This window comes from Chroococcidiopsis sp. SAG 2025 (assembly GCF_032860985.1).
Lineage (GTDB): Bacteria > Cyanobacteriota > Cyanobacteriia > Cyanobacteriales > Chroococcidiopsidaceae > Chroococcidiopsis.
On the sequence record NZ_JAOCNC010000001.1, the window covers coordinates 3,201,851 to 3,226,270 of the forward strand.

22 protein-coding genes and 1 tRNA gene are annotated in these 24,420 nt (G+C 44.0%); 11 read left to right on the top strand and 12 right to left on the bottom strand.

Annotated features, from left to right (window positions below):
- Positions 1 to 41 precede the first annotated feature (41 nt).
- The 3 genes from N4J56_RS15505 to N4J56_RS15515 all read left to right on the top strand — a co-directional run bounded on the left by N4J56_RS15505 (position 42) and on the right by N4J56_RS15515 (position 3,761).
- On the top strand, positions 42 to 806 hold the full coding sequence (locus N4J56_RS15505; RefSeq protein ID WP_317107250.1) for a ferritin-like domain-containing protein: 765 nt from the start codon (positions 42 to 44) through the stop codon (positions 804 to 806).
- Between the two features lie 90 nt (positions 807 to 896).
- The gene (locus tag N4J56_RS15510) at positions 897 to 1,601 is read left to right on the top strand and encodes a Nif3-like dinuclear metal center hexameric protein (RefSeq protein ID WP_317107251.1); all 705 of its coding nucleotides are present in this window, start codon (positions 897 to 899) and stop codon (positions 1,599 to 1,601) included.
- Positions 1,602 to 2,051: 450 nt separating this feature from the next.
- Entirely contained in the window at positions 2,052 to 3,761 is a 1,710-nt protein-coding gene (locus N4J56_RS15515; protein ID WP_317107252.1) for a GspE/PulE family protein, read from the top strand.
- A gap of 51 nt (positions 3,762 to 3,812) precedes the next feature.
- Here the strand turns inward: N4J56_RS15515 and N4J56_RS15520 are convergent, their stop codons facing one another.
- From N4J56_RS15520 to N4J56_RS15535, 4 genes are all read right to left on the bottom strand, one after another.
- Positions 3,813 to 4,022: a hypothetical protein gene (locus N4J56_RS15520; protein WP_317107253.1), complete on the bottom strand. Its 210-nt coding sequence runs from the start codon at positions 4,020 to 4,022 to the stop codon at positions 3,813 to 3,815.
- 37 nt (positions 4,023 to 4,059) lie between these two features.
- Positions 4,060 to 4,143, bottom strand: a tRNA-Leu gene (locus tag N4J56_RS15525).
- Positions 4,122 to 4,997 carry a M48 family metallopeptidase gene (locus N4J56_RS15530; RefSeq protein WP_317107254.1) on the bottom strand — a complete coding sequence of 292 codons (876 nt, stop codon included), beginning with the start codon at positions 4,995 to 4,997 and terminating at the stop codon, positions 4,122 to 4,124. The genes N4J56_RS15525 and N4J56_RS15530 overlap by 22 nt, the downstream gene beginning before the upstream one ends.
- An 86-nt stretch (positions 4,998 to 5,083) precedes the next feature.
- Positions 5,084 to 5,473 (bottom strand): hypothetical protein, encoded by a 390-nt coding sequence (locus N4J56_RS15535; RefSeq protein ID WP_317107255.1) that lies wholly within the window; start codon positions 5,471 to 5,473, stop codon positions 5,084 to 5,086.
- A gap of 519 nt (positions 5,474 to 5,992) precedes the next feature.
- On the opposite strand from N4J56_RS15535, the gene glgA reads away from it, so the two are divergent.
- Positions 5,993 to 7,471 carry a glycogen synthase GlgA gene (glgA, locus tag N4J56_RS15540; RefSeq protein WP_317107256.1) on the top strand — a complete coding sequence of 493 codons (1,479 nt, stop codon included), beginning with the start codon at positions 5,993 to 5,995 and terminating at the stop codon, positions 7,469 to 7,471.
- 124 nt (positions 7,472 to 7,595) lie between these two features.
- Here the strand turns inward: glgA and N4J56_RS15545 are convergent, their stop codons facing one another.
- Both N4J56_RS15545 and wecB read right to left on the bottom strand, forming a co-directional pair.
- Positions 7,596 to 8,384: a hypothetical protein gene (locus N4J56_RS15545; RefSeq protein WP_317107257.1), complete on the bottom strand. Its 789-nt coding sequence runs from the start codon at positions 8,382 to 8,384 to the stop codon at positions 7,596 to 7,598.
- A gap of 6 nt (positions 8,385 to 8,390) precedes the next feature.
- The gene (wecB, locus tag N4J56_RS15550) at positions 8,391 to 9,488 is read right to left on the bottom strand and encodes a non-hydrolyzing UDP-N-acetylglucosamine 2-epimerase (RefSeq protein WP_317107258.1); all 1,098 of its coding nucleotides are present in this window, start codon (positions 9,486 to 9,488) and stop codon (positions 8,391 to 8,393) included.
- 98 nt (positions 9,489 to 9,586) lie between these two features.
- Between wecB and N4J56_RS15555 the strand changes: the two genes are divergently transcribed.
- Positions 9,587 to 9,967: a hypothetical protein gene (locus N4J56_RS15555; RefSeq protein WP_317107259.1), complete on the top strand. Its 381-nt coding sequence runs from the start codon at positions 9,587 to 9,589 to the stop codon at positions 9,965 to 9,967.
- Between the two features lie 107 nt (positions 9,968 to 10,074).
- Here N4J56_RS15555 and N4J56_RS15560 read toward each other — a convergent pair whose 3' ends face one another.
- Entirely contained in the window at positions 10,075 to 10,455 is a 381-nt protein-coding gene (locus N4J56_RS15560; protein WP_015155199.1) for a hypothetical protein, read from the bottom strand.
- Between the two features lie 612 nt (positions 10,456 to 11,067).
- Here N4J56_RS15560 and N4J56_RS15565 point away from each other — a divergent pair.
- Both N4J56_RS15565 and N4J56_RS15570 read left to right on the top strand, forming a co-directional pair.
- The gene (locus tag N4J56_RS15565; RefSeq protein WP_317107260.1) at positions 11,068 to 12,456 is read left to right on the top strand and encodes a type IV pilus twitching motility protein PilT; all 1,389 of its coding nucleotides are present in this window, start codon (positions 11,068 to 11,070) and stop codon (positions 12,454 to 12,456) included.
- A gap of 82 nt (positions 12,457 to 12,538) precedes the next feature.
- Complete coding sequence (locus N4J56_RS15570) at positions 12,539 to 13,360, top strand: circadian clock KaiB family protein (protein ID WP_410500506.1); 822 nt, start codon at positions 12,539 to 12,541, stop codon at positions 13,358 to 13,360.
- A 131-nt stretch (positions 13,361 to 13,491) separates the two neighbouring features.
- Here the strand turns inward: N4J56_RS15570 and N4J56_RS15575 are convergent, their stop codons facing one another.
- Positions 13,492 to 14,301, bottom strand: coding sequence for an ABC transporter permease (locus tag N4J56_RS15575; RefSeq protein WP_317107262.1), 810 nt, complete (start codon positions 14,299 to 14,301; stop codon positions 13,492 to 13,494).
- Between the two features lie 139 nt (positions 14,302 to 14,440).
- Between N4J56_RS15575 and N4J56_RS15580 the strand changes: the two genes are divergently transcribed.
- On the top strand, positions 14,441 to 14,968 hold the full coding sequence (locus tag N4J56_RS15580; protein ID WP_410500507.1) for a DUF3172 domain-containing protein: 528 nt from the start codon (positions 14,441 to 14,443) through the stop codon (positions 14,966 to 14,968).
- A gap of 70 nt (positions 14,969 to 15,038) precedes the next feature.
- Here the strand turns inward: N4J56_RS15580 and N4J56_RS15585 are convergent, their stop codons facing one another.
- Both N4J56_RS15585 and N4J56_RS15590 read right to left on the bottom strand, forming a co-directional pair.
- Positions 15,039 to 15,593, bottom strand: a complete 555-nt coding sequence (locus N4J56_RS15585; protein ID WP_317107264.1) for a zinc ribbon domain-containing protein — start codon at positions 15,591 to 15,593, stop codon at positions 15,039 to 15,041.
- Positions 15,594 to 15,784: 191 nt separating this feature from the next.
- Positions 15,785 to 17,371: an ArnT family glycosyltransferase gene (locus N4J56_RS15590; RefSeq protein ID WP_317107265.1), complete on the bottom strand. Its 1,587-nt coding sequence runs from the start codon at positions 17,369 to 17,371 to the stop codon at positions 15,785 to 15,787.
- 324 nt (positions 17,372 to 17,695) lie between these two features.
- Between N4J56_RS15590 and N4J56_RS15595 the strand changes: the two genes are divergently transcribed.
- The gene (locus N4J56_RS15595) at positions 17,696 to 18,472 is read left to right on the top strand and encodes a class II aldolase/adducin family protein (protein ID WP_317107266.1); all 777 of its coding nucleotides are present in this window, start codon (positions 17,696 to 17,698) and stop codon (positions 18,470 to 18,472) included.
- 47 nt (positions 18,473 to 18,519) lie between these two features.
- On the opposite strand, the gene N4J56_RS15600 is transcribed toward N4J56_RS15595, so the two are convergent.
- A complete protein-coding gene (locus N4J56_RS15600) occupies positions 18,520 to 19,239 on the bottom strand; it encodes a helix-turn-helix transcriptional regulator (RefSeq protein WP_410500508.1) in 720 nt (239 codons plus the stop codon).
- 116 nt (positions 19,240 to 19,355) lie between these two features.
- Between N4J56_RS15600 and N4J56_RS15605 the strand changes: the two genes are divergently transcribed.
- Positions 19,356 to 19,799, top strand: coding sequence for a DUF6220 domain-containing protein (locus tag N4J56_RS15605; protein WP_317107268.1), 444 nt, complete (start codon positions 19,356 to 19,358; stop codon positions 19,797 to 19,799).
- Positions 19,800 to 19,927: 128 nt separating this feature from the next.
- Complete coding sequence (locus N4J56_RS15610; RefSeq protein ID WP_317107269.1) at positions 19,928 to 20,383, top strand: protein tyrosine phosphatase family protein; 456 nt, start codon at positions 19,928 to 19,930, stop codon at positions 20,381 to 20,383.
- Positions 20,384 to 20,541: 158 nt separating this feature from the next.
- On the opposite strand, the gene bchH is transcribed toward N4J56_RS15610, so the two are convergent.
- Entirely contained in the window at positions 20,542 to 24,390 is a 3,849-nt protein-coding gene (bchH, locus tag N4J56_RS15615) for a magnesium chelatase subunit H (RefSeq protein WP_317107270.1), read from the bottom strand.
- Positions 24,391 to 24,420: the final 30 nt, after the last annotated feature.

Genomic DNA, 24,420 nt, shown 5'->3' on the forward strand with positions numbered 1-24,420 from the left:
GTACTAGGATAAAACAGAGAAATCTTCCAGATGCAGCAGGCATGAACTTTTTAACTTACGTTCTCCATGTGGTAGGTTCGGGTGCGATCGCGTACTATACTGCTCGACAAATCCGCGATCCCCTCACACGTCCCAATACTCTCGCTGGCTTCCAATTAGCAGAATCAGGCTCGGTTCCCTTCTTGACAAAATTGAGTCAACGTGCTAAGGCAGAAGGCGATGAGTGGTTGGCTGAGAAACTGACGAAACACGCAGCTGATGAAACTAGGCACGGTCAAATTTTCGCCCATGCTTTGAAACAACTGAATAAACAAGTAATTGATTTCAAACAGGAACGCGAAAAAAAACCAGAGGAAAAGTCTAAGGAACAGCAGCGCAGTCCCTTTTTTGATGCTTTCTTCAAAGACTACTCTCCAGAGCAACTCAAGCCGGAAAACATGGAATGGAATGTATTTCTGGCTAGCACCTACATTTTAGAGTTGGATGCTAGTAAAGATTTCGTTCGCATGGCAAATGTATTACCTGAAAACGAACAAACTAGCCGTAACCTGAAAAAGAGCCTTCTGAGTGTAGCTCAAGATGAAACTGGTCACGCCAACTACCTCTATGAAGCCATGATGCGGCGAATGCCTGCAACCCAAGTGCAACAACTCGTAGATGAGTGGCGCACCCGCAAAGTCAATGCTCTACTTGCATTTACCAGCAATATGCTTCAAGGCAAAGACAAACCACGTTCTCTAGTCCAAGATGGCGTTCCCGTAGAAACGCCAGCCGACTCTCAACCGCAAGAGTTAGCAGCCGTTTAAATTGGTCATTGGTGAGTGGCTAGTGGCTAGTAGCTAGAATCTTTATCTAGTCACTAGCCACCAATCACTAGCCACTAAGAACTGACCTCCATGCCTTACTTAAACGATTTAGCTCAATTTCTCGATCGCTTTTTTGCGATCGAGCGCTATTCTCCTTTTGAAAGGGGTGGTGTTTACATACCATCAACGCGCCCAATTAGTAGAATAGGACTAGCTTTAGAGCCGTGGGAAAATTTACCCCAGTGGGTGGAGAAACAAAAATTGGATGCCCTGTTTCTCCATCGTCCTTGGAAATTTCAAGCGGAATTATTGCCAGATATTGGAGTCTTATCCTATCACTTGGCTTTTGACGAGTGCTTGACGTTAGGGTTTAATTCCCGTCTAGCGGATGTATTATCTATGTCAGGCTTGGAGGTACTGGGAGAAAAACAAGGGCGAGCGATTGGGGCGATCGGCAACATACCTCAGCAAAAGATCGCGGAATATTTACATTGCATTACCGAAATTTTTGGCGGACTAGAAGAAGTACATCTAAGTAGAACAGTAGAAGTTTCACGTATAGCAGTTGTAGGAGGAATGAACGATGAGCTAGTTAGGGAAGCTGCAACACGCGGCGCTAATTTGTATGTCACTGGACAAATGCGGCAGCCAGCCGTTGAAGCTTTGAAGGAAACGGAAATTAGTGCGATCGCAGTGGGACATCGCCGTTGCGAGCAATGGGGTTTAAAATCCCTTGCCGGACTATTGCGCGATCGCTGGTCTGGATTATCAGTTATCAGTGAAGAAAGGGAGTAGGGAGTAGGGAAGAATAATTTAACTCACGCACTATGCACTACTTTCTTATCAACCACTAAACTAATTACGCGATCGGATTTAGCGGTAATATTTTCTCATACGTATATGCTTAAAATTGATGTAAAAAATGTGACTTTAGTATGTCAAAAAACGTTATAATCAAACTCATATTTGGACGAGATTTTTCTAGAATGTAACTGTACATTCACGGAAGTAACGAACAGTTGGTATAAAAAATAAAATGAAGTTACAGTAAAAGTCCGCTTGAAGATTGAATGAAAGTGAAGATAAATTTATGAAGGAATTTTTATAAGTTCATTAAATTATGTTAGTAAATTAATTCGAGAACATCCCCTAGCGTCGGCAAGTTGGGCAATTTATAGTTTTGCTTGAAATGTTTGGCGTGCAATATCTGTCAATGCTGCTACACAAATCTTTTACAGAGGAATCATGCAAGCTTCCCCAAACATTACCTCCGCTTGGCAACGGCTCAAAAGGAACGAACTGAGCTGTAATGATGCGATCGCCCTTCTAGTAGATAATGAAGGAATTGTCAACCAAACACTACTAGATAAGGAAGTTAGTAGCAGATTTTTGCGCCACTTTCCCGATAAAACTTCCTTGCCTCCAGCTATTCCCTTGCTATTGTGGCGTGGATGTTACTATCTCGGTTCGCCCGTATCCCTCGACTCAGAAACACTAGCCCAACTACAACAGCGCACGGGTAGCCAAATCGAAATCATTCCGATTGCTGACAAAAGCTACCGTACTTGGTTTCACTCTCAAAGCCTCAATCCCAATCGGATTAGCTCTATGCCCATAGTTAACCCGATTACGGGACAACTTGAGCAAGAGGACATCAGCGAAACTACAGAAATTTATTTGAGCAAAGCTGGCGATCAAATCGAGCGGATCAAAACTATCATCTCTGGAGCATTACGCAACCGAGCTAGCGACATCCACTTAGAGCCAATGGTAGACGGCTTGAGAGTGCGTTATCGAATTGATGGCGTACTACGTGACATTACCACCTTACCAATAACAATGAGCCGCCGCGTCGTGATGGCGTTGAAGGTGATGTGCAATATGGACATTGCCGAACACCGCCGCCCTCAAGATGGCAGGATTGAGGAAAAGTATGCTTCAGGTGATGAAGCAGAACTCAACATGGATATGCGCGTCAGTACCTTGCCCTGCGTCAATGGCGAAAAAGCAGTTATCCGCCTCTTGCCCCGAGAGAATCCCTTTACTCACTTGGGTAACCTGGGCTTTGTTCCAGAAACGATGAACGCTTACAAAGCTTGGTTAGAGCAACCCCAAGGCATGATAATTCTAACGGGTCCCACGGGGAGCGGTAAAACTAGTACGCTTTATACGAGTTTGCAGAATGTTGCTAAAGAACACGTTAACGTCGTCACGGTAGAAGATCCGGTGGAGTACGTCCTGCCAGGAATTACTCAAACTCAAGTTCACGAAGCAGCAGGAATGACATTTGCCGCTGGGATGCGGGCAATTTTGCGTCAAGATCCAGACATTATCATGGTGGGTGAAGTCCGCGATAGCGAAACCGCAGAAACCGCAGTCAGAGCGGCGCTGACCGGACACTTGGTATTTACCACTCTCCACACGAATGATGCACTCGGGGCAATTCCGCGTCTGAAGGATTTAGGTATAGATCCTGGTTTGTTAAGCGATGCGTTGTTGGGAGTAGTGGCTCAGCGTTTGGTACGTCGCGTTTGTCCTCATTGCAGCGAGCCTTATAACCCTACAGAATCAGATTTGAAAGTGCTGGGATTAGGACGAGAGCAAATGCGTACTGATACGTGGCGTAAAGGTCGAGGTTGCTCGATGTGCTTCAACTCTGGATTTTTGGGACGGGAAGCAGTTGTCGAATTGATCGACGTAGACGATCGCATCCGCGATATTATCTACGAAGGTACGATGACCCAGTTACAGCGTTACTTGCGAGAGATTAACTATGCGTCTTTCCGCAAGGCAGCGGTAGAGAAGGTAATGGCTGGGTTAACCACCGTACAAGAAGTCTTGCGCGTCCTACCTCGTTGTGCTTTGTACAACAACCATTTTGCCAGTGATAGCTTGGCTGAATCGGAATATGAATTAAATGGGCGTAAGCTTCCTGAATTGGGAAGAATGCAATAGCGATCGCGGTATGTATTTCATTTGAATGTAGGGGCGCACATCTGTGCGCCCCTACATATTTAAAGAAAGAGGGGAAGGATTTTTGTTTTCCTTCCCCTCTTTCTTGCGGTTATTTCGATTATTTTCGGCTTTGTCGCCTTCTTTTAGCTTTTGACGCATCATCTGCGCCTGTTTCTTCAGTTGTCTGGCTCTTGCCGCACCGCCTCTGCCTTTGTCGTTTCTACCTTCGCGACGGGGCGACTCCCATCGTTTGAGTCGCATACTCTGCTCCTTTGCAGCTTTTCTGGTATTGTGCTGATGGGCAGGAGGAGAATCGAACTCCTATGGGTTTAAGCCCGCTTGATTTTGAGTCAAGTGCGTCTACCAGTTTCGCCACCCGCCCTTTTTTTCAGCTTTACCATTGTAATCTATTTTTGTATTTTCTAACAAGTTTTGATATTCGCGACTAGATGCCCAGCGATCGATTTCTCTAGCGCGTAAGACTGGCACGGGATGGGTGAGTTGAGAGGAGTGAGCCGATTTCAGCATTTCGCCAATTTCGGTATTGCTAATATTGTCGTAAGCGCGCGCTTGCTCGATAAAAGCATCGAGATTGAGCTGGGAAGCAAGAACGGGAGAACCGCCAGCGAGTTTCATCAAAATAGACATCACGACTTTGGGGTCTTGAGTCGCTAGCAAGGCAGCGCGATCGCAGGTAAACTCAGCACAGCGTACCCATTCTAATAGTTGCGCCTGTAGGGTTTGGACGAGTAACTGACCGACATTCGGCAGTTGTCCGGCTGCGAGGACAATTAAATTCACTAGCGTCAAATAGACACCGTGGTCGCATTTGAGATGACCCAGTTCGTGAGCAATTACCGCCTGCACTTCCTCTGGTGTCAGCAGATCGATCAGCGAAGTGTGCATGACAATAAATGGCTGTTTGCCCCGCATGGCAAACGTGTAAGCATTGGGGACTGGATGCTGTCTGACATACAATTGCGGCGGTTCCAGATCCAAAACCTGACACGCTTCTATTAACAGTTGATGATATTGAGGTAATTGGCGATCGCTCACCAAAATACTTGAGGCAATATTTTCAATATAGAAAAATTGTTCTGCCAACTGTCCCAATAAATTTCGCACCAGCAAATCGACACCAGGAATTTGTTTCAGTGCTTTAGTAGCTTCTAAGTCTAAAGGATGACGAAAAGAATCTGCTTTAAGCCCAACTAACTGCGTCTTGAGGGAAGACATGAGTATTGCGAACCAGTTTGTAGTATATGGATGCGATCTTATCAGTGACCAGTTATCAGTGACCAGTGACCAGTGACCGTCAGCCGTCAACAATCGGGTAAAGGAATTTTCATCGAACCGCAATCTTTGCGATTGCAAAGATACCATTTCGCGGGTGCAACTGCGCCTTCGGTGTCGAAGTACACGAGTCCTTCAGGAATGTTGTAGTAGACTTCCATTGTCACCTCACAACCGAGGATGCGCTGAAGTAGTTTTTTGAGGATCTCTTGCCTGGAACCGATTGCTGCCGTCACCTCGCGGCTTTTGCAATGTACCATCAGCTTGGGGCGGTTAGATTGTTCGCAAGACCAAACGTTAAAATCTACAGCCAGACGTAACAAAGCCCTCGTCTGAGGATCGCACATCTCAATTAAGGTATTTTCAATTTCAGCTTTTTCAATTGCGGTTGGTTTTTCTTTGTTGTAAATCAGCTTCATAACTTAATTCCCATACTTCCTTACCAACACTTTTGAGATTTTTTACCAATTTTGCGTCACATCTGCCACATTTTTTCTCTCGCTTAACTTTTAATATCAATAAATGAAGGCAGGCGCTCGCATTCGAGCGTGCAGGAATACTAATTGTGGCTCAGTTTTAGCCTAGCTTATTCTATATTTTCCTGACTATTAGTAAATCAGTAATTGTTAATTTGATTCAAATATTTTCACAAAATTTCACTCTAAAAAACAGTAGAAACCTGTCTTCTATCTAACGACATAAATATATGATGACAAAGTACATTTTTATTAATTGGTCTTTCAGTACAAGCCATCATGTACGGAGAGTGACATTTCCCGTCAACTGTTAACTCTCCAAAACTCTATAACAATCACCACGATTTAAAAACTATCAGTTATCACTTACGTCAGCTATTGTCAATGAGTACATTTTTCATATAATGGATGAAATATAAAAATGAACTTTTATTAAGCCATTAAGCGAGGAGAAAGTTAAACATGTACGTCGTGCAAATTGCCTCTGAATGCGCTCCTGTTATCAAAGCAGGCGGCTTAGGCGATGTCGTCTACGGGTTGAGTCGGGAATTAGAGATTCGGGGAAACTGTGTCGAGCTGATCCTGCCCAAATATGATTGTATGCGCTACGACCACATATGGGGACTGCACGATGCATACCGCGATTTGTGGGTTCCTTGGTACGACGGTAAGATCCACTGTTCTGTATACTGCGGTTGGGTACACGGGCGAGTCTGTTTCTTTATCGAACCCCATTCTCAAGATAACTTCTTCAATCGTGGCTGCTATTACGGCTGTAATGATGACAATATGCGGTTTGCTTTTTTCAGCAAAGCCGCTTTAGAATTTCTCCACCAGAGCAACAAGCGCCCTGATATAATTCACTGCCACGACTGGCAAACAGGGCTAGTACCCGTGATGCTGTACGAAATCTACAAGTATCATGGCATGGGCAACCAACGAGTTTGTTATACAATCCACAACTTCAAACACCAGGGGATTGCTGGCAACGAAGTATTACAGGCAACAGGATTAAATCGGACGGATTATTATTTTCAATACGACAAGCTACGAGATAACTTCAATCCCTTTGCTATCAATCTAATGAAAGGGGGCATTGTTTACTCTAACGCCGTCACGACTGTCTCGCCCAATCATGCTTGGGAAGCTCATTATACAGAAGTTGGCAGCGGCTTAGGGCATACTTTAGACCTGCATCAAGATAAATTCAGCGGCGTTCTCAACGGGATCGATCGCGATTTCTGGAATCCAGAAGTAGACCGATACATACCTTTCAATTACACTCCAGACGACTTTGAGCAAAAAGTTTATAACAAAAAAGCTTTACGAGAACGGCTTTTACTACGCGATGAACCGCAAAAACCAGTTATCGCCTACATCGGTCGATTGGATAATCAAAAAGGGGTTCACCTCGTCCATCACGCGATCTATTATGCTCTCCAGAGAGAAGCGCAGTTCGTCTTACTAGGTTCGGCAACAGAACCAGGAATCAACGCTCATTTCAGACATGAGAAAAACTTTTTAAACGATAACCCCGACTGCCATTTAGAACTTGGTTTTAACGAAGAATTATCTCATCTCATCTATGCTGGAGCTGATATGATTCTCGTCCCCAGTAATTATGAACCTTGTGGGTTGACGCAGACAATCGGGATGAAATACGGTACTGTACCGATTGTGCGTGGAGTTGGCGGGCTGGTCAATACGGTGTTCGATCGCGACTACGATCCCAACAAACCACCAGAAGAACGCAATGGCTATGTCTTCTATCAAACTGATTACGGTGCTTTGGAATCGGCAATGGATCGGGCGATCGGCTTGTGGTACAACTATCCTCAAGAGTTTCGCCAGCTTGCCCTACAAGGTATGGCATACGATTACTCTTGGAACCATCCAGGCACGGAATATCTAGAAATTTACGATCGCATTCGGCATAAATAAGAGGTTTTTCATCAATCGCAAATCCATTGAGGGCGGGTTTGTCAAGATCTTTATCTAGCAGTAGAGATCGTCGATCAACCCGCCCCTACAACAACATGACCAACTACCAACTACCAACTACCCATTACTTGCTATAACTGACAACGCGATCGATCCGAGGTCTGCCGAATCTCTCCCAAGCATTGCCCCCACGTAGAAATAATTCCATCCAGCGAATTTCCTTCCCATCCGTCTCTTGCCAGCCAGAACTCCCTGGCGCAAATGCCAGCGTCCCTTCTGGAACGCGGAAGCTACCATCCGAATACACGGCATCGCTAACCGTATCCCCTACTCGAATCGTTACCTTAGTTTCTGGTTCTAAGTTGACGTTATCGGCGGGAATGGTAGTTTTGATGTTACCGTAGCCATCGATCCACGCCACGCGATCGCTTGGTGGGTCGGGAATCTGCTGCGGATCTAACTCGTCGCCTAACAAACTCAGATCGTCAGAGGCGATCGCTGCTGCTGCTTGAGGAAATACGTCTCGCGATCGAAACTGAGAACCACCGCGAGATACCTTCACAATTTTGATCGTCTGTGCAGCAGATTTGATGAAAGATAGAGTATAACCTGCATTGACTCCCACAACTTTGACATTGTTGGGTAACAGTACGTACGTCAGTCCCTCGCCTTCATTGTCTTTTCTGGGTTGTGCATCATCTTGGCGCGGCGCACAATTATGATAAATTAGCCGTTCTGCTGTACCGGGATTTAGTCCGAGTTGAGCCACCCAAAAGCCAGTGGCTAGCGTGCTGAATGGTGGTACGGAAACCCAATGAATTTGAGCTGTTGGTAACGACATCAATAGCCGTTGGGTAACTTCAGCAAAAGCTGGGTCGCCATTTCCATAATCTGCAATGAGGTTAATTTGCATAAGTTATTAGCATATGTAATTGGTCACAGCCTGCAAGATTCGTTCCGCTGCGTGTCCGTCTCCAAAAGGATTAATTGCTGTTGCCATTTTTTCATAAGCAGACGGGTTGCTCAATAACTCAGCCGCCGCCATCACAATTTCTTCTGTTTGGGTTCCAACCAATCTTGCCGTTCCAGCCGTCACTGCTTCGGGTCTTTCTGTCGTTTTGCGCAAGACCAGAACTGGTTTACCCAAACTCGGTGCTTCTTCTTGCAAACCCCCAGAATCAGTTAACAGCAAGTGCGATCGCTGGATCGCCCCTACTAATTCTGCATAATCTAGCGGATCTGTCAAGAAGACTCTGGGATGCTTGCCCAAAATCTTTTGTAGCGGTTCGCGCACGATGGGATTGCGGTGCAAAGGCAACAATAAAGCTGTATCCTCAAACTTTTCTAGTATTTGCAAAAAACCTTGGGCAATTCCCTGAAGCGGTTCGCCCCAGTTTTCTCGCCGATGCACTGTAGTTAATAAAACTCTATATTTGTCCCACTCTAAACCATCGATCTGACAAGCTGGTTGCTGTTCTGCTACGGATAGCAATGCATCAATGACCGTGTTACCCGTTTGATGAATTTCTCCTAAAACGCCCGATCGTTGCAAATTCTCTACTGCTTGCGGCGTAGGAGCAAAGTGCAAATGCGCCAACTGAGAAATCAACCTGCGATTAGCTTCCTCTGGGTAGGGATTGAATATATTGTCTGTTCTCAGTCCCGCCTCTACATGTCCTACCGGAATTTTTTGATAGAATGCTGCCAAAGAAGCCGCAAAAGCCGTAGTCGTGTCCCCTTGAACTAAAACTAAGTCCGGCTGCTGTTCAAACAGGGTTTCCAATCCTCGCAGACTGCGACAAGTAATATCGCTCAGAGATTGTTGCATTTGCATAATTTCCAAATCTGCATCTGCCTTTAGGTTGAATAGTTGCATGACTTGGGCAACCATCTCGCGATGCTGTCCGGTTAAAACAACTTGAGTATCAAACTGAGGCGCACGCTGAAACACCTGAATCACTGGTGCTAGCTTAATTGCTTCTGGGCGAGTTCCTAAGATAATGCAGACTTTTTTCATTGAGCTGGTTTTGCTAGTGGTTCATTGGTCAATGGTAATTGGTCAACGGTCATTTATCGTACAGTAAATATCAATGTCTTACCCTTACTACAAAAACCATGACTCAGCTCGACCGAGCTGCTATGCAAGCTCGAAATAAATTACTCGTTATGTTTCTACTACTCTGCATTCTAGACGTTGCGTTAGCGATCGCAGTACGGGACAGGTGGGCTATCGGTCGTATATTACTAACAATTGTCGTGATGTACTTTGTGATGCAGGGGCGAAAATGGGCAAGATGGCTTCTGATTGGCATCTGTAGTTTGTTCGTTGTCAGTCTAATCGCAGTGATTGTGGCACTGAGTTCAAGGCTTTCTACTATTTCGATCGTTGGAAGTTCGCTCGCAATCGTTCTCAGCGCTATTATTCCGGTCTATATGGCAAGTAGCAAAGATTTAAATCGTTATTTTGCTTATAAAAGACAAGGTTATTCCCAATAGATTCGATAGTATATCGTTAGCTACTTATCGACAGCTCTACAAAAATGAAAAAACCCAGCTGGTCACTGGGCAGATGCATTATTTGGATGAAATAAACTTAGCTTCCGCTAGAACTTTGGCTCCGTATCGCAGGTCAAAGGACAAGCTGCATAGACGGAAGTATCAATGTCATCTGCCTCGCCATGCAGCCAGCTCAACCATTTAACTTCATGTGGGTGAATTCCTTTCAAAGTCAACATGCTAGCTCCAATCAGCACTGCCAAAACGTTGAAACCAATTACACTTCCTGCTACTAATAAAACCGCACTTACTGGCATCACAGATTGCAGTACCATCGACAACAAGAAGGCTACTGTAGCCATCAAAACTACTAAAGGAAAGCCCACAACGAGCAAACAAACTGCTAATGTGAAACTCCAGATTAAAAAGCTTTTGAGTGTAAATAAAGAAGAAGATGTCCCTAAATTGGAGCTTTGAGTTAAAGCCATAGTTTCTCTCCAAAGTCAATGCAAAAATTCAGATTTGTAAAATTCTGTACGCGGAGTCGGAGCTAGTTAAGCTCTATTGAAAATTAGTATACAGACACCCATAGATAAGATGATCGGATAGTTATTAATCTTTACACTAGATAATTTGTGTTTATAAATCCGAATGGAAAAGCATATAAAAACTCTAGGCATGTTAAAACATCTATCTTGAGATATATAGCTTCAAAGTCTCTTAAGTTCTAGCTTTCACAAAGATCGAGCGAGAGATCTTATGTGAAACAAGATCGCTCGCAAATGCAAAAAACGATCGCACCCTTGTTGACTTAACATTTCGTATAAATACAGCGGTGGTTTCTCATAATTCCTCCCAGACTTATCGACTTAAAAGAAAGCGATCGCCCACCTTAATTCCTCATTTTGATAATCGTTAGATTAAAACTATCCTCAAAGCAAGTTCATGAATTTTTATAAATAGTGAATAGTGAGTGACAAGTGGCTAGTAGCCAGTGGCTGAATTCTTCATCTAGTCACTAGCCACCAGTCACTAGTCACTGAATAACTGATAACTGATTAGGGGAAAACTAAACGTGTAATCACACAGACTTGAGGCATATGACAGAACCCCAACGTCAGCCAAATTATCCTCCTCCCGCACCCCGCGTTCCTCCCATACCACCACCACTGCAGCGAATGAATTCCAGTGGAGACACGGGAGTGGTGAGTTCGACGCAGCCAATTCAGCCGATACCCAGCACTCATGTAGCAGTGAATGTGACAGGAGAGAGTTCGACGCAGCCAATTCAGCCGATACCCAGCACTCATGTAGCAGTGAATGCGCCGGAAGAACCGTTACCCTTACCATCTACAAGTCCTCGCCTCAACGTACCTAGACCAGCACCACCTAGTGCTGTCCGTCCTAGACAAAGTAAGACGAATAACGCACCTACATTAGAACAATTGGTACGAGAAGCATACGATCGCAGTATTTCCGACTTACATTTAGGAGTAGGTGAAGTACCGCGCTTTCGCGATCGCGGTCAGATTATACTTACCGATCATCCCCCGATCGACGAAGAGATTTTTTTCAGTTGGCTGCGAGAAATTCTGAGCGATCGGCAAATCGAGCAATTCAAAGAAGATTTAGAATTTGACGGTGCAACCCAGTATGAAGGATTGGTGCGGGTGCGGATCAATATTTTTGTTGCTCTGAATGGTCCAGCAATGGTACTGCGGCTGATTCCGTTAAAAATCTTAACAATGGAACAATTGAATTTGCCACAGGTATTCAGAGATCTATGTCATTACCACAAAGGATTAATTTTGGTGACGGGACCGACAGGTTCGGGTAAGTCTACCACGATGGCAGCGATGATCGACTTTATCAACAAGACTATGCCGAAGAATATCATTTCAATTGAAGATCCAGTTGAATTCGTGCATGTTAGTCAAAAGTCGTTGATCAAGCAACGGGAAGTAGGAATTCATACATTAAAATTCGATAACGCCCTCAAAGCATCCTTACGAGAAGACCCAGATATCATTCTGATTGGGGAAATGCGCGATCGCGAGACAGTGAACACAGCCCTCAAAGCAGCACAAACCGGACACTTAGTATTTGGTACGTTGCACACAAACAGCGCTGTAAAAACTATCGAACGGATCTTGAACCTTTACAATCCCGAAGAACAGGGACCCATGCGAATTCAGGTGGCTGAATCGCTCGTAGCAGTCATCGCGCAAAGCTTAGTTCGTACTACAGATAGCAAACGAGCAGCCGTACACGAAATTATGATTAATACAGACGCAATTAAAGATTACATTATACGTAATCAGGTTGAAGAAATAGAGGCAATTATTCCTCGTTGTGGCTTCGAGGGTATGTGTACCATGAATCAATCTTTGTATCAGCTATACGAACAAGGACGAATCACGGAAGAAACAGCCCTAGAAGCCTCACCCAAACCCAATGAAATGGCTATGACCCTCAGAGGTCGAGTTTAGTACATTGGGAGTAAGGCGCGATCGCGCCTTACTCCCAACTTCCGACTTGCGATTTTCCCCTTATCCCCTACCCCCGCTAAAATTGAGTCATTCCAAATCGCTCAAAGTATTTAAAGGCATCGCCCTGTTTACGCCGGGGGGGGATCTGATTTATTGTATCGATCGCTCTAAACAGCAGCGCTGGCATTTACAGTTATGCTTGGAGCTACAACAAATACTAGGACTGCCAGAGCCACCCCACTTTCTCGTTCCTTGCTACACAGCAACGCTAGATTGTTGGTTAGATCCACAGACTCAGCACATCCAAACCTTTGCTGAAGCTTATCCATTAGTGATGCGCCATCAGGCATTACTCAATGCAGTTTTTGATGTCGGAGAATTAGTGTGGCAGGCAGCTCCTTGGTCGGAAGAATTTTGCGATCCGATCGCATTAGCTACCTATCGCGCTTATTTTCCCCAATTGTGGGACGATCGTGGTTTGATCGTGCGGTTCGATCCATCCACTGCTACCCCACATATGAGATACGATGCGACTACTAATTTCTCTCAGACGGAGCTAAAAGCACCGGAAATAGAAACCACAGCTACAGCTACAGAGGCAACCCCAGCAGAATCTCAATATTCCGAAAAGCTAGGTTACGTGCTGCGCTTATTTGTAGCGGGACACAGTGTAAATACAGAGCGAATCCTTCAGACTTTACATCAGCTGCTAGAACAATCGCTACGCCATCCCTATACCTTAAAAGTTGTCGATGTCTTTAAACATCCAGAGCAAGCCGAACTATATCAAGTTTCTGCTACCCCTACTTTAGTCAGAGCGTGGCCTCATCCAGTCCGAAGACTCGTAGGTGACTTAGATAACACGGCTAAGATTTTGAAATTGCTGATACCGCCGGAATTATAGGAGACAAGGGGGACAAGAGAGCTGAGGGAGAGTCGCGGAGAGTCGCGGAGAAAGAAATTGACAATCTCCACACCCTACACCCCACACCCCACACCCGATTCTTCACTGCTCGTGCGCTCCCTGCTCCCTGACTAATCTTGCTGGTGGGAGAATAAGTAAGCACCGTAAAGAGATAAGGCGATCGCGACTATGAATAAAACAAGAATGCTATACCAAGGAAACTGCGATAGTGGTAAATATGCAGCCGCTCTTAGCCCAATACTGGTGTAGGTTAGTGGTAAAAGGTAAACAACCACTTTGAGGAAACCTGGTAGCGTCCCAGGCTCGAAAAATGTGGCTCCCAGGAATGACATTGGCACGATGAGAAAGTTGTTAACCAAACCTACGCTTTCGAGCGATCGCACCTTCAACCCGACTATTACCCCCAAACCTGCAAAGACAGCACAGTTCAAAACTAACAGCAGCCAAAATAAGGGATTGAGAAAACTCCAAACCTTACCAGTAAAGAGCGCCGCCACTAAAACCACCGCCGCTGAAGTCATTAACCCCCTCACAACTCCAGCTAGCATTTTACCCATGTGTAAGGCAAGGGGATGAACGGGGACTAAGAGCAATTCCTCAAAGGTTTTGGCAAATAGGCGATCGCCACAAATTGAAAATGTCGTGCCACCAAAGCTAATGGTCATGGACGATAGCGCCGCCATTCCCGGCAAGATAAACTCTAGATAGCTATCGCCTACAGCAGGCTTGGGCAACGAACTTCCCAAACCCAGACCAAACGCCAAAATATAAATCAAGGGCGACACTAAGCCTGAAGCAGCAACTTGGGCAATCCGCACCCGTAATTCTAGCCAATCGCCCCAAAATATCGTTAAACTATCTGCTATCAGGGTTTGTAGATAACTCTTTCTTGCTTTTAACGTGCTAACTTGAAAATCCACTGACTGCTAATCAAAGATACTAATTTATACTTCTTAATTCTATGAGTAATCAGAGATCGGGAGCCAGTAACCAGTTACTAGTTACTACTCCCTACTCCCTACTCCCTACTCCCTACTCCCTACTCCCTACTCTCTCATGATGAAACGTAAAGCTACTACTAGAACTGCACCTGCTCCGAAGTCTTCACCAGTCAAAACTGCCTTTAATTACCTTTCGGTTATGGTACTGGCGGCTGTGTTTGTCTTAGGAATTGGTATTGGCATTGCTTTTAGTTCCACGACAATTACCGACACTAGAAACGTTGCCTCTCGCGAGTTTATCGATCGCGCCGCACCTAATGCCGATCTGTGCGTGCAGTATGGCGCTAGTGCAATGGTCATGGATACTAGACTATTTGTTTCTCTCAACCCCTTCAACGTGTATGTATCACAGCCTAGTATGCGCCCAGGTTGCGTGCTGAGAACCAACAGCTGGAATCTTTTAGAAGACCGTAAATTAGTGACTAACGAACAAGTGCGAGATTGCAAAAACCGAATGAATACGTTTGGTTTTACGGGAGATTTAGGCACTTCTCCAGAAATTAATTGCGTTTATCAAAATGACGGAGCCAAGAATTTCTATCTGACGCAATCTGGCGGTACGCCTGGTCAGACCGAACAATTCTAAAAGCTAAAAAAGGCTAATAGGGTATTTATGGGGGCGTACAGCTAGCTGTACGCCCCCTAAAACTGATGAATTACTGCAAGCGGTGTCCGCAAGCAGAACAGAAGCGATCGCTCGGACTGACTTCCGTACCGCACTGACTGCAAAAACGGTGCGTACCTGAAACTGCCTTATCCATGCGCAGTTCCATGTTACCCATGCGCATTTGCATTGGGTTCATACTCATTTCCATGTCACCCATTTTCATAGGCTTCATAGGCTCCATTGGTTTCATAGGCTCCATTGGTTTCATAGGCTCCATCGGTGGCATCAATGAGGTAGGAACATAATCGACCTGCTGTAGTTGGATTTGTTGAGCGCCTTGAAGTGAAGGAGATTCAGCCATCATGCCCATACTATTACCCTGGATTTGGATAAAGTATTGTCCTTGACTAGTTGTAATTTTGACGACTACACCGCTAGCATTTCGGAACGATTCTGGGGATGCTGTCCAACTTCCCGTGACAAAACTTTGACTCGATTGTTGCTGCTGTCCGAGGCTACTACTAGCAGTAGTCACAATTGTTTGCTTACCTTGATTGTCGAGGTAGGCTCTTTGACCCGTGCCAATCTCGCATACGTAAGCCATGAGAACCTCTTTGCTTATTAGTTCCTAATTATTTTTATTATCCAATCTTCTGATAGTTAAAGGGCGATCGCTTAATATATAGCAAGACTGGCTCGTCAACTATCAGTGAGTAGTGAGCAATCTCATAACTTCTGTCTCTTCCGGTTTAACTTTTGACTTTTGACTTTTGACTTTTCCAAAGGGTTTTACTGTTAAATTCTTCTATATAGTTGAATTTCTAGTTTTTCTCTACCTGGAATTTCTCTTTCTAGATCTACAAAACTTTTCTCCATGCTATAGTTTTTTCGGAGATAATTGTTCATTTTGTCTAAAATGTTTTTATTTTCAGCTCCAACGCTCGATTTAATCACGTAAAGTGGTTTTTTTGCCATAATTGCATCTAGCTCTTTGGCTGGCTCTTTACCAGTAATATTTGCTAGTTTTGTCGTGATAAATAGGGGAAACGCATATCGAGTTGGTACTTTAGCTGGTACTAAGCAGTAAATTACTGCATGATAGTTGAAAACATATATATAATCTGTAGAACTCACTCTTCGGTTCAAGTATCTAGCAATTGCAGAAGGAGTATTACCCCAATCCTCTATTCCTTTGATACTGCGAAAATATATATACTTCCCACTGAGTTGAATTTGATAATATAAATTATTAAATATTGGGGTTATCAATATAAAGCTTAATAGAATAATACTTTTAATGTTAGTAACTTTATTGAAATTTAAGATCGCGCTATTGATTAAATAGGCATTTAGTAAAGCTAGAGAAGGTAAGACTTGAATAAAGTAATTAGGATAAAAACTCTTAGGAGAAGAAATACCGAGAAGAGCTGCAAATATCCACACAAGTAAGTATAAGTAAGTTAGCTTTCTATTCTCACCTAAATTCTTTTTACCAATCATTATCATATAAATCGGTGTCGCGAGTAAGCCCAATAAAAGAAATAAATTTCGCTTAATCTGAATTGTCAAGCCTGATGCTAGCCTTGCTAATGTGACTCTCTCACCCGTAACGCGCAATAAGTTGGCAGTAAAATTAGCAGATATATAATCGTTGAAGTGTCCGTTAATCCAAAAATAAAATACGATTAATATGGTAGGAAGGAGAAAACCGAAAAGGAGAAATACATAAATTTGGCAGAGGTATTTAATCCGATATCTCTTAGTTTTTGGTGGCAAAAACCGCAAAGCGATCGCGGTGAAAATGAAAATAGCGATAAACTCAAATATTATGACTTGCTTAATCGATAATGCTATTCCCATTGCTAGACCAATAATAAATAGCCGCAGGGAGTTGCGACGAACTGAATTTTCAGTATTGACTTGAAATAACTGGTAGAATGAAAATGTAGTAAAGACAGCGAAAAAAATTTCTGTATTAGCTGCAAGTTCATCGTTTCCAGTTGAAAAAGTGGCGTAAAGTAAGCCTGCTATTAGTCCGAGTTGCCGCTGACCGTTACCGATCGACATGCCAAATTTGTATAAAATAAAACACGTTATTGTAACAGCAATACAGGCCATAATAGCTGTGGAAAACACTGAATTGCCAAACAAAAATATGCCTAAAGAATAAATTAGGTATATGCCAATGGGTTTATTGTCCCAAATCTCAGTGTAAGGAAGTTTACCCGCAATCCAATCTCTTGCTATTAAAAAATATAAACCTTCATCACCATTATTATTAATACCAAATTCAAAAAAAGCTGGTAATCTTAACAGAAAAACGAGAAATGCAAAGCTTATAAAAACTAATATATCTGCTCGTTGAACTTGCTTTAATCTCATATTGACTCCGAAAGCTTCCGATTTGGTTGGACAAGGAGTTGAAATTACATGACAAAAAGCAATAAAGATTAATGTTTTGAAGGAAAATAATATAGCTTAAAAATATATTATGTATGATTAAAATCGCTGTAAGCATTTATACATAAGGCTAAGAAGTTCACGACTAAGTTTTTCTGGACGGTAAAGTAGAATTAATCAATTGATGGTCAAGCCTAGCAAACTAAATCGATCGCTTACTGTTTTACGTAGATACGATACTGTAGCGAGTAATTTTTGCTATCTTTAGCTTGCTGGTACATAGCCTTAAAAAAAGGAGGCGATCGCATGACAATATCTACATCAATTCCCCAGATGCCCGAACCGCCAACTTTTGCCACAGTTGCAGCAGAACGTTGCGATCGCAAACAACGCTTAGCTGCTGCTTTTCGCCTCTTTTCTCGCTATGGCTTTGACGAAGGGATTGCCGGACACATCACAGCCCGCGATCCCGAATACCGCGATCGCTTTTGGGTCAACCCCTTTGGAATGCACTTCGGACAGATTCGCGTGCGAGATTTAATTCTCGTGAACGACAAAGGTGAAGTTGTAGAAGGTAACAAGCCAGTCAATGCAGCCGCCTTCGCCATTCATTCTCAAATTCACGCTGCCCGTCCCGATATCGTCGCCGCCGCCCACGCCCACTCTCTCTACGGTAAAAGCTGGTCTAGCCTCGGTCGCCTCCTCGATCCCCTGACCCAGGATGCTTGTGCTTTCTACCAAGACCACAGCTTATTTGACGACTATACCGGAGTCGTACTCGATCCAGCCGAAGGCAGGCGTATCGCCCAAACTCTAGGACAAAATAAAGCCATTATTCTGAGAAATCACGGTCTACTGACTGTAGGGGAAACCGTAGACGAAGCAGCTTGGTGGTTCATTACGATGGATCGTTCCTGTCAAGCACAACTCATGGCAGAAGCCGCTGGCAAGCCTTGCGCGATCGCTCCTCAACAAGCAAGTATTACCCGCAACCAAGTAGGTTCTCACCACATCGGCTGGTTTAGCTTTCAACCTCTGTATGACAGAATCGTGCAGCAAGAACCTGACTTACTGGATGACTAGCAACTGAGTCACAATCTGGGGTAATGGCTCGATTGCACTTTCAGCCATCAGAATGCCCTAAATAGGACATTTTGCAATTGTGCTACCATTTGAGCGCGGGATGAAACATTCAATTTGCGAAATATACGTTTGAGCGCTTGTTTGACAGAATTTTCAGTAATCCAAAGTTGTGCGCCAATTTCAGCATTTTTCAATCCTTGAGCAACTAAATCGGCAATTTGAATTTCGCGCGGCGTAAGACGAAGAGAATTGTCAGCGCTGGATTTAGATCGATCTATCTCTAAATGGCGATCGCGAAGAGAAACATTTGGCGATCGCATTGTTGCTATCCGAGTCGATAAATGCAAACAAATTGCACCCAGATCGGTTAAATCTTGAGTGGTAAAGGCAAGATTGCCCCGTTCGCGAGTCAATCCAATTCCACCCACTAGCTGGCTGTTGCAGACAATTGGTCCTGTCATGACATGCCAATGATCGGCGCGGGGACAAATTGCTCTCCAGGCTTTAGGTGACACGACTAATGCTTCATGTACGGGTGCGTGGTGTTCGACCAAGTAGCGTAAAACTGGATTGTATTCTACCGATGTAGCGAATTTGAGAATACCTTGCCACTTGGGATCGACAGAGGAAAGTTCATCAAAGAAAAATAGCCTACAGCGGCGGGCTGCAAAGTACTCGCTGACTGTTACCATGACACGCTGGTGTACTTCTGGAAGATTTTGCGCCTGAGCGATCGCCGCTAATAAAGATTGTAAAGAATCTCTCATCATTGTGAATGCAAACTGTACCCGATCGAGGACTAGATGCAATTGGGAGAGCAATATTATCTTAACTTCAGTGACAGTCAATCTTTTGTCAATTCACCCTTAAAGAAAACTTTAGCATGGCACTAAGTTCTAACTTCAACTTTGCACCGACAGCATCTCGACGCTGGACTCAAATGGGTTTTTACATAGTAGCAGTACTTTTCAACCTTTGCCTGACTATCCAAGTGTTAACCGTTGGACTTGCCTACTTTTACAATCCTCAATGGTGGTATGTTCATGTTTGGCTGGTGCGTGGTTACAGTGGATTGTCTTTAGTTTTATTGGTGTGGGTGTACCTAATTCCATATCCGCGTCGAGTGCGGAGTTTGACAACAAGTATGCCAATATTGCTAGGACTACAATTTCTTACGATTCATTTGCGATCGCCTTTACCCTTGGGCGTACTCCATCCCTTGTTTGGATTCACGTTGTTTGCTATATCTACAACTTTGGTTCATCGTATCTGGCAGATTGTATCTGGCAAATCAGATGTGGAAGAGACTGCTTTGACACATGACTAATGACTACCTTCACGAGTGTTCGTAACTTAAATAGACATGTTCTAGAACATATGAGAGTAACAAATCCAGTAAAGACTATTTACAGTCTTCTGAAAATGGTTGTTAGTACAAATTTAGGTGTGAATGTCATGGGCGAGAAACTTGAAGATATTTTTAATTATCTCCAAATTTCAGATTTAATTGCTACATCAGGACAACCAACTGAGTCACAAATAGCAGCAATTAAAGAAGCAGGTTATCGAGTTCTAGTTAATCTTGCTCCATTTGAAAAATTTGAGACTACATTACCGAACGAAGCAGCACTTGTAGAATGTTTAGGTATGAAGTACGTTCACATTCCTGTCATTTGGAATAAACCAACTTTAGAAGACTTCGATCGCTTTGCTCAAGTCATGCAAGCTAATAGCGATCGCCCTGTTTTTGTCCACTGTGCGGGTAACTTTCGCGTTTCTGCATTTATGTATCTCTATCGACGAATTTATCAAAACATAGATGAAGAACAAGCACAAAAAGACTTACACAAACTTTGGGTTCCTGATGATACTTGGCAGCGGTTTATGAAAGAGGTAATGGGTAATGGGTAATGGGTAGTTGGTAGTTGCACCGCATGATTATTGGCGATGGTACAGAGGGCTTCAAAAAACCCGCCCCTACAAATTTGGGCGGGTTTAACTGTAAAATTATTGGCGATCGCACAAATACATTCAACAAAAACCGCCCCTACAAATCCTGATAACTGATACTACATTTTCACTCCTTCCAATTCATCTTCTGTCATTTCATACATCTGGCGCAACTTTTCTAACTTTTCAGGCTCGGCATTCCAAAAACCGCGTCCGTGTGCCTCGATCGCTCTACCAACAATATTACGAAAAGCCTCTGGATTTGCCTTGCGCAACTTCTCTGCCATCTCTGCATCGAGGACGTAAGTATCGGCAGCTTGGTCGTAGACCCAATCATCGGTAAAATCGGCAGTACCACCCCAACCAATTAAAGCTGTCATCCGCTGAGAAATTTCAAATGCACCCCCCGAACCTTGATTTGCCATCGCATCCGCCCATTTGGGGTTGAGTAATTTGGTACGGTATTCCATTCTCAGTAGATCGTCCAAGTTACGCGGAGTGGTATCTTGAGAAAAACTTTCGACAAAACTCGCAGTCACCTTTTTTCCACGCTGCTTTTCCGCTGCCTTTTTCAAACCACCCGTATTGGCATAGTATTCTTGAATATCCGTCAGACCGTATTCGACAGAATCGATTTCTTGAACGATGCGATCGCATTTTTGCAACAATTGCGTCAAGACTTCCGGTCTAGCCCGTCCCTTATCTTGTCTACCATAACTAAATACATTGCGATCGCGCCAAGTATTGCCCAACTCATCCCCCGATTCCCAATTTCCATCCGTGACTCGTTCGTTTACCATCGAACCAAAATCGCCTGCTGGATTGGAAAATAGCCGCGCCGATGGATTTTCTACACCCTGTGCTTGCAAGGCTAAATAGTGCTTGCGGATGAAATTTTCTGTTTCCGATTCCTCAGCCATAGCCGCCCGTTGGAATAGATCGTCGAGTAATTCGATAATGTTGACAAAGCTATCGCGAAATATGCCGGAAAGATTTCCCAACACGTCAATTCGAGGATGTCCCACTTCCGCAAGCGGCTTTAACCCGTAACGGACGATCCGTCCCGTACCTTCCTTAATGGGTTCTGCCCCGACTAATTCCAGTAAAATTCCTAAAGACTCGCCCCGTGTCTTAATTGCATCGAGTCCCCATAGCATCACAGCCACGGTTTCGGGATATTCTCCATGTTCTTGCAGATGTTGGCTAATAATATTTTGCGCGATCGCCCTTCCTCTTTCATATGCCGCAGGTGAAGGCATTCTGTAGGGATCTAAAGCATGAATGTTGCGTCCTGTAGGTAACACACCCATACCATCCCGTAACAAATCGCCTCCAGGTGCAGGAGGAATATACTCGCCATTGAGTCCGCGTAATAGGTTAATTAGTTCCTCATCCGTTTGCATTAATAGATCGCAGATTTTTAATGCTTCTTCTAATCGTGGAAAATTGAAATTCTTAATTTTCAACTCCGGTACGGGCGGGTTTTGACCGGAGATTTCTTGTCTTGGCTGTGGATCTTTGGCTAAACCCGCCCCTACAATTTTCCCATTGGCGATCGCATCTACCACATCTGCTGATAATTCTTCGCCAAAATATGCTTGCAGATAACTTGCTAATTGTTCTGCATTCGGTGGCTCTCCTAAAACGTGCAATCCGCTAGAAAATAGGCGGTTTTCTAATACTTGCAAATACTCGTATACCTGTAATAGATAGCGATCGAAGACGACTTTACTAAATAACCGTGCATTCTCAGGTGTAAAAGAGATTCCTAAATGCTTTGCTTCTTCTAATGGACAATCTGTATTAATTCCCGTATCTACAATTTTCTTACAAATTGCTTCTTTTAGAGCGTAGTTTTTTTCTGGGTCTTCGCGATATTCAGCAATTAAATCGCGCAACGCTACTAACTCTTTGTATAAGCCTGCCCGACCGTAAGGAGGAACGTTATGCGAAATAATCGTACCGTAACCCCGCCGCTTTGCCAAAATTGACTCGGAGGGATTATTTGCTGCATAGATATACAAATTGGGTAGATTTCCTAACAAAATATCCGACCAAGAATAGCCTGTATTTCCTAAAGGAGAACCAGGCAACCATTCCACCGTCCCATGCATTCCAAAATGAATAACTGCATCCGCTTGAAATTCTTGCTGCAACCATTTGTAGTAAGCAGCATATTGGGGATGGGGAGTCAAATCGCGATCGAACATCAACCGCATTGGATCGCCAGGAATACCTAAAGGCGGTTGTACGCCAATCCAAACATGACCTAACTTTACTCCACCCACAAGTAACTCATCACCGTAAGTCTTAATACCGCTACCGGATAGAGATTTCCAATGTTTCTCAATTCGGGATGTTTGCAGGTAGCCGAGCCATTTTTCTAGAGTATGCGTCGGAACCATAACTTGAGATTTTATCTCACGCAAAGACGCAAAGGCGCAAAGCGTACCTTCTTCGTCTCTTGGCGGCTTAGCGCCTTTGCGTGACATTATCTCTTCATCTGCTTCTTTTACCCACCGGATCAATTCTTCCCCATCTTCCGGTAAGTCTCCGACGGTGTAGCCTCGCTCTTTTAAAGCTTGCAGGAATTTCAGTAGCGATCGCGGTACGTTTAATAAAGCTGCCGTTCCTGTCGCCCCGTAACCAGGGGGAAAACCATAGAGAACAATGGCTATTTTTCTTTCAGCCGCAGGTTTCTGACGCAAAGCAATCCATTTTTGCAATCTTGCTACTAAACGTTGTACTCGTTCGGGGATCAGATAGATCTTTTCTCCCACCAATCCACCCAAAGGCACGGTATCGATTGCACCATCGAGTTCTGGTAGTGCATACAATACGACACTTTGCAAGCCCCCGATTCCTTGGCGCGTCCAAGAATGGATATCTTGAATTAATAGTGGTGCGGCAACTATATAGGGTACGTTCTTAGCGCTGAGAATGCGCGTAGCAACTTCTACCTGTCGTCCAGCTTCCATCGAACCCGCCGGACCACCTACTAAAGGAAAACCAATTGTAGAAACAATCGCATCGACTGTGACAGCTTCGTTTGATAAAGATGGAGTTTCAATATTTCCTAACTGTCTTTGTGCAGTTTCATAAGTTGTTGTCATCCAATCTCTAACAGCAACGTGTCCTTCTACACCGTTAATAAAAATCGGTAAAGGGATTAATCCTGCCCGTTCAAAATAGCGAATTAATTGGGGAATATAAGGTTGTTTGGTAATGACGTGTTTGCGGTACAGTAGAATTCCGACGATGGGTTGTGTAGAGACGTTACATGTAACGTCTCTACATTTTTGATACCAATTTATATATTCGCGAGGTGAGGTGAAAAAGCCTGAATAATCGGGGTGTAACAACCCCATATTAGGTGTTTCGATTGGAGGAGGAATATCACCTATTTTTAACCCTAAATATTTTTCGGCTAGCGTCCAAAATAGTGCTGCAACATTATCCGCACCTCCGGCATTCCAATAACCGTAGATAATTAACCAGTTACGTAAATCTTGCACTTTTTGAACTGGGACGTATTTTAATAGTTTTGGTCCCACCTTCAAAAAGCTGATATATCCTGCGAGTCGGTCTTCTTCTCGTCCTTGACTAAATTTATCCAGAATAAATTTAACTGGTTTGGGCATTCCCTTGGGTTTGTCGCCGATCGCAAACGCACCGAGTTTGGTTAAACTCATCAGTTCCAAGGCGGACTCGAATACCAAGCGAATTGGGATTGCGGTGAGGCAATCGCGCAACCACAAAACTTGGTCGTAGTCAAATAGCAAGCTACCGAAGAAAACATCGGCGTTATCGAGTGCAGCCTCTACTTCAGTAGGTTTGGTAGAAATGTCGCGATCGCTAAATACGCAAATTTCTAATTCTGGGCAGCGGGAACATGCCAAATCTGCTGCTTGACGGTACAAGTCAGCGTTAAAAGATTCAAACCCAGCGATCAGTACTATGCGCTTCATGCCCAAATGTCAAGAAATTTCTACTTCGAT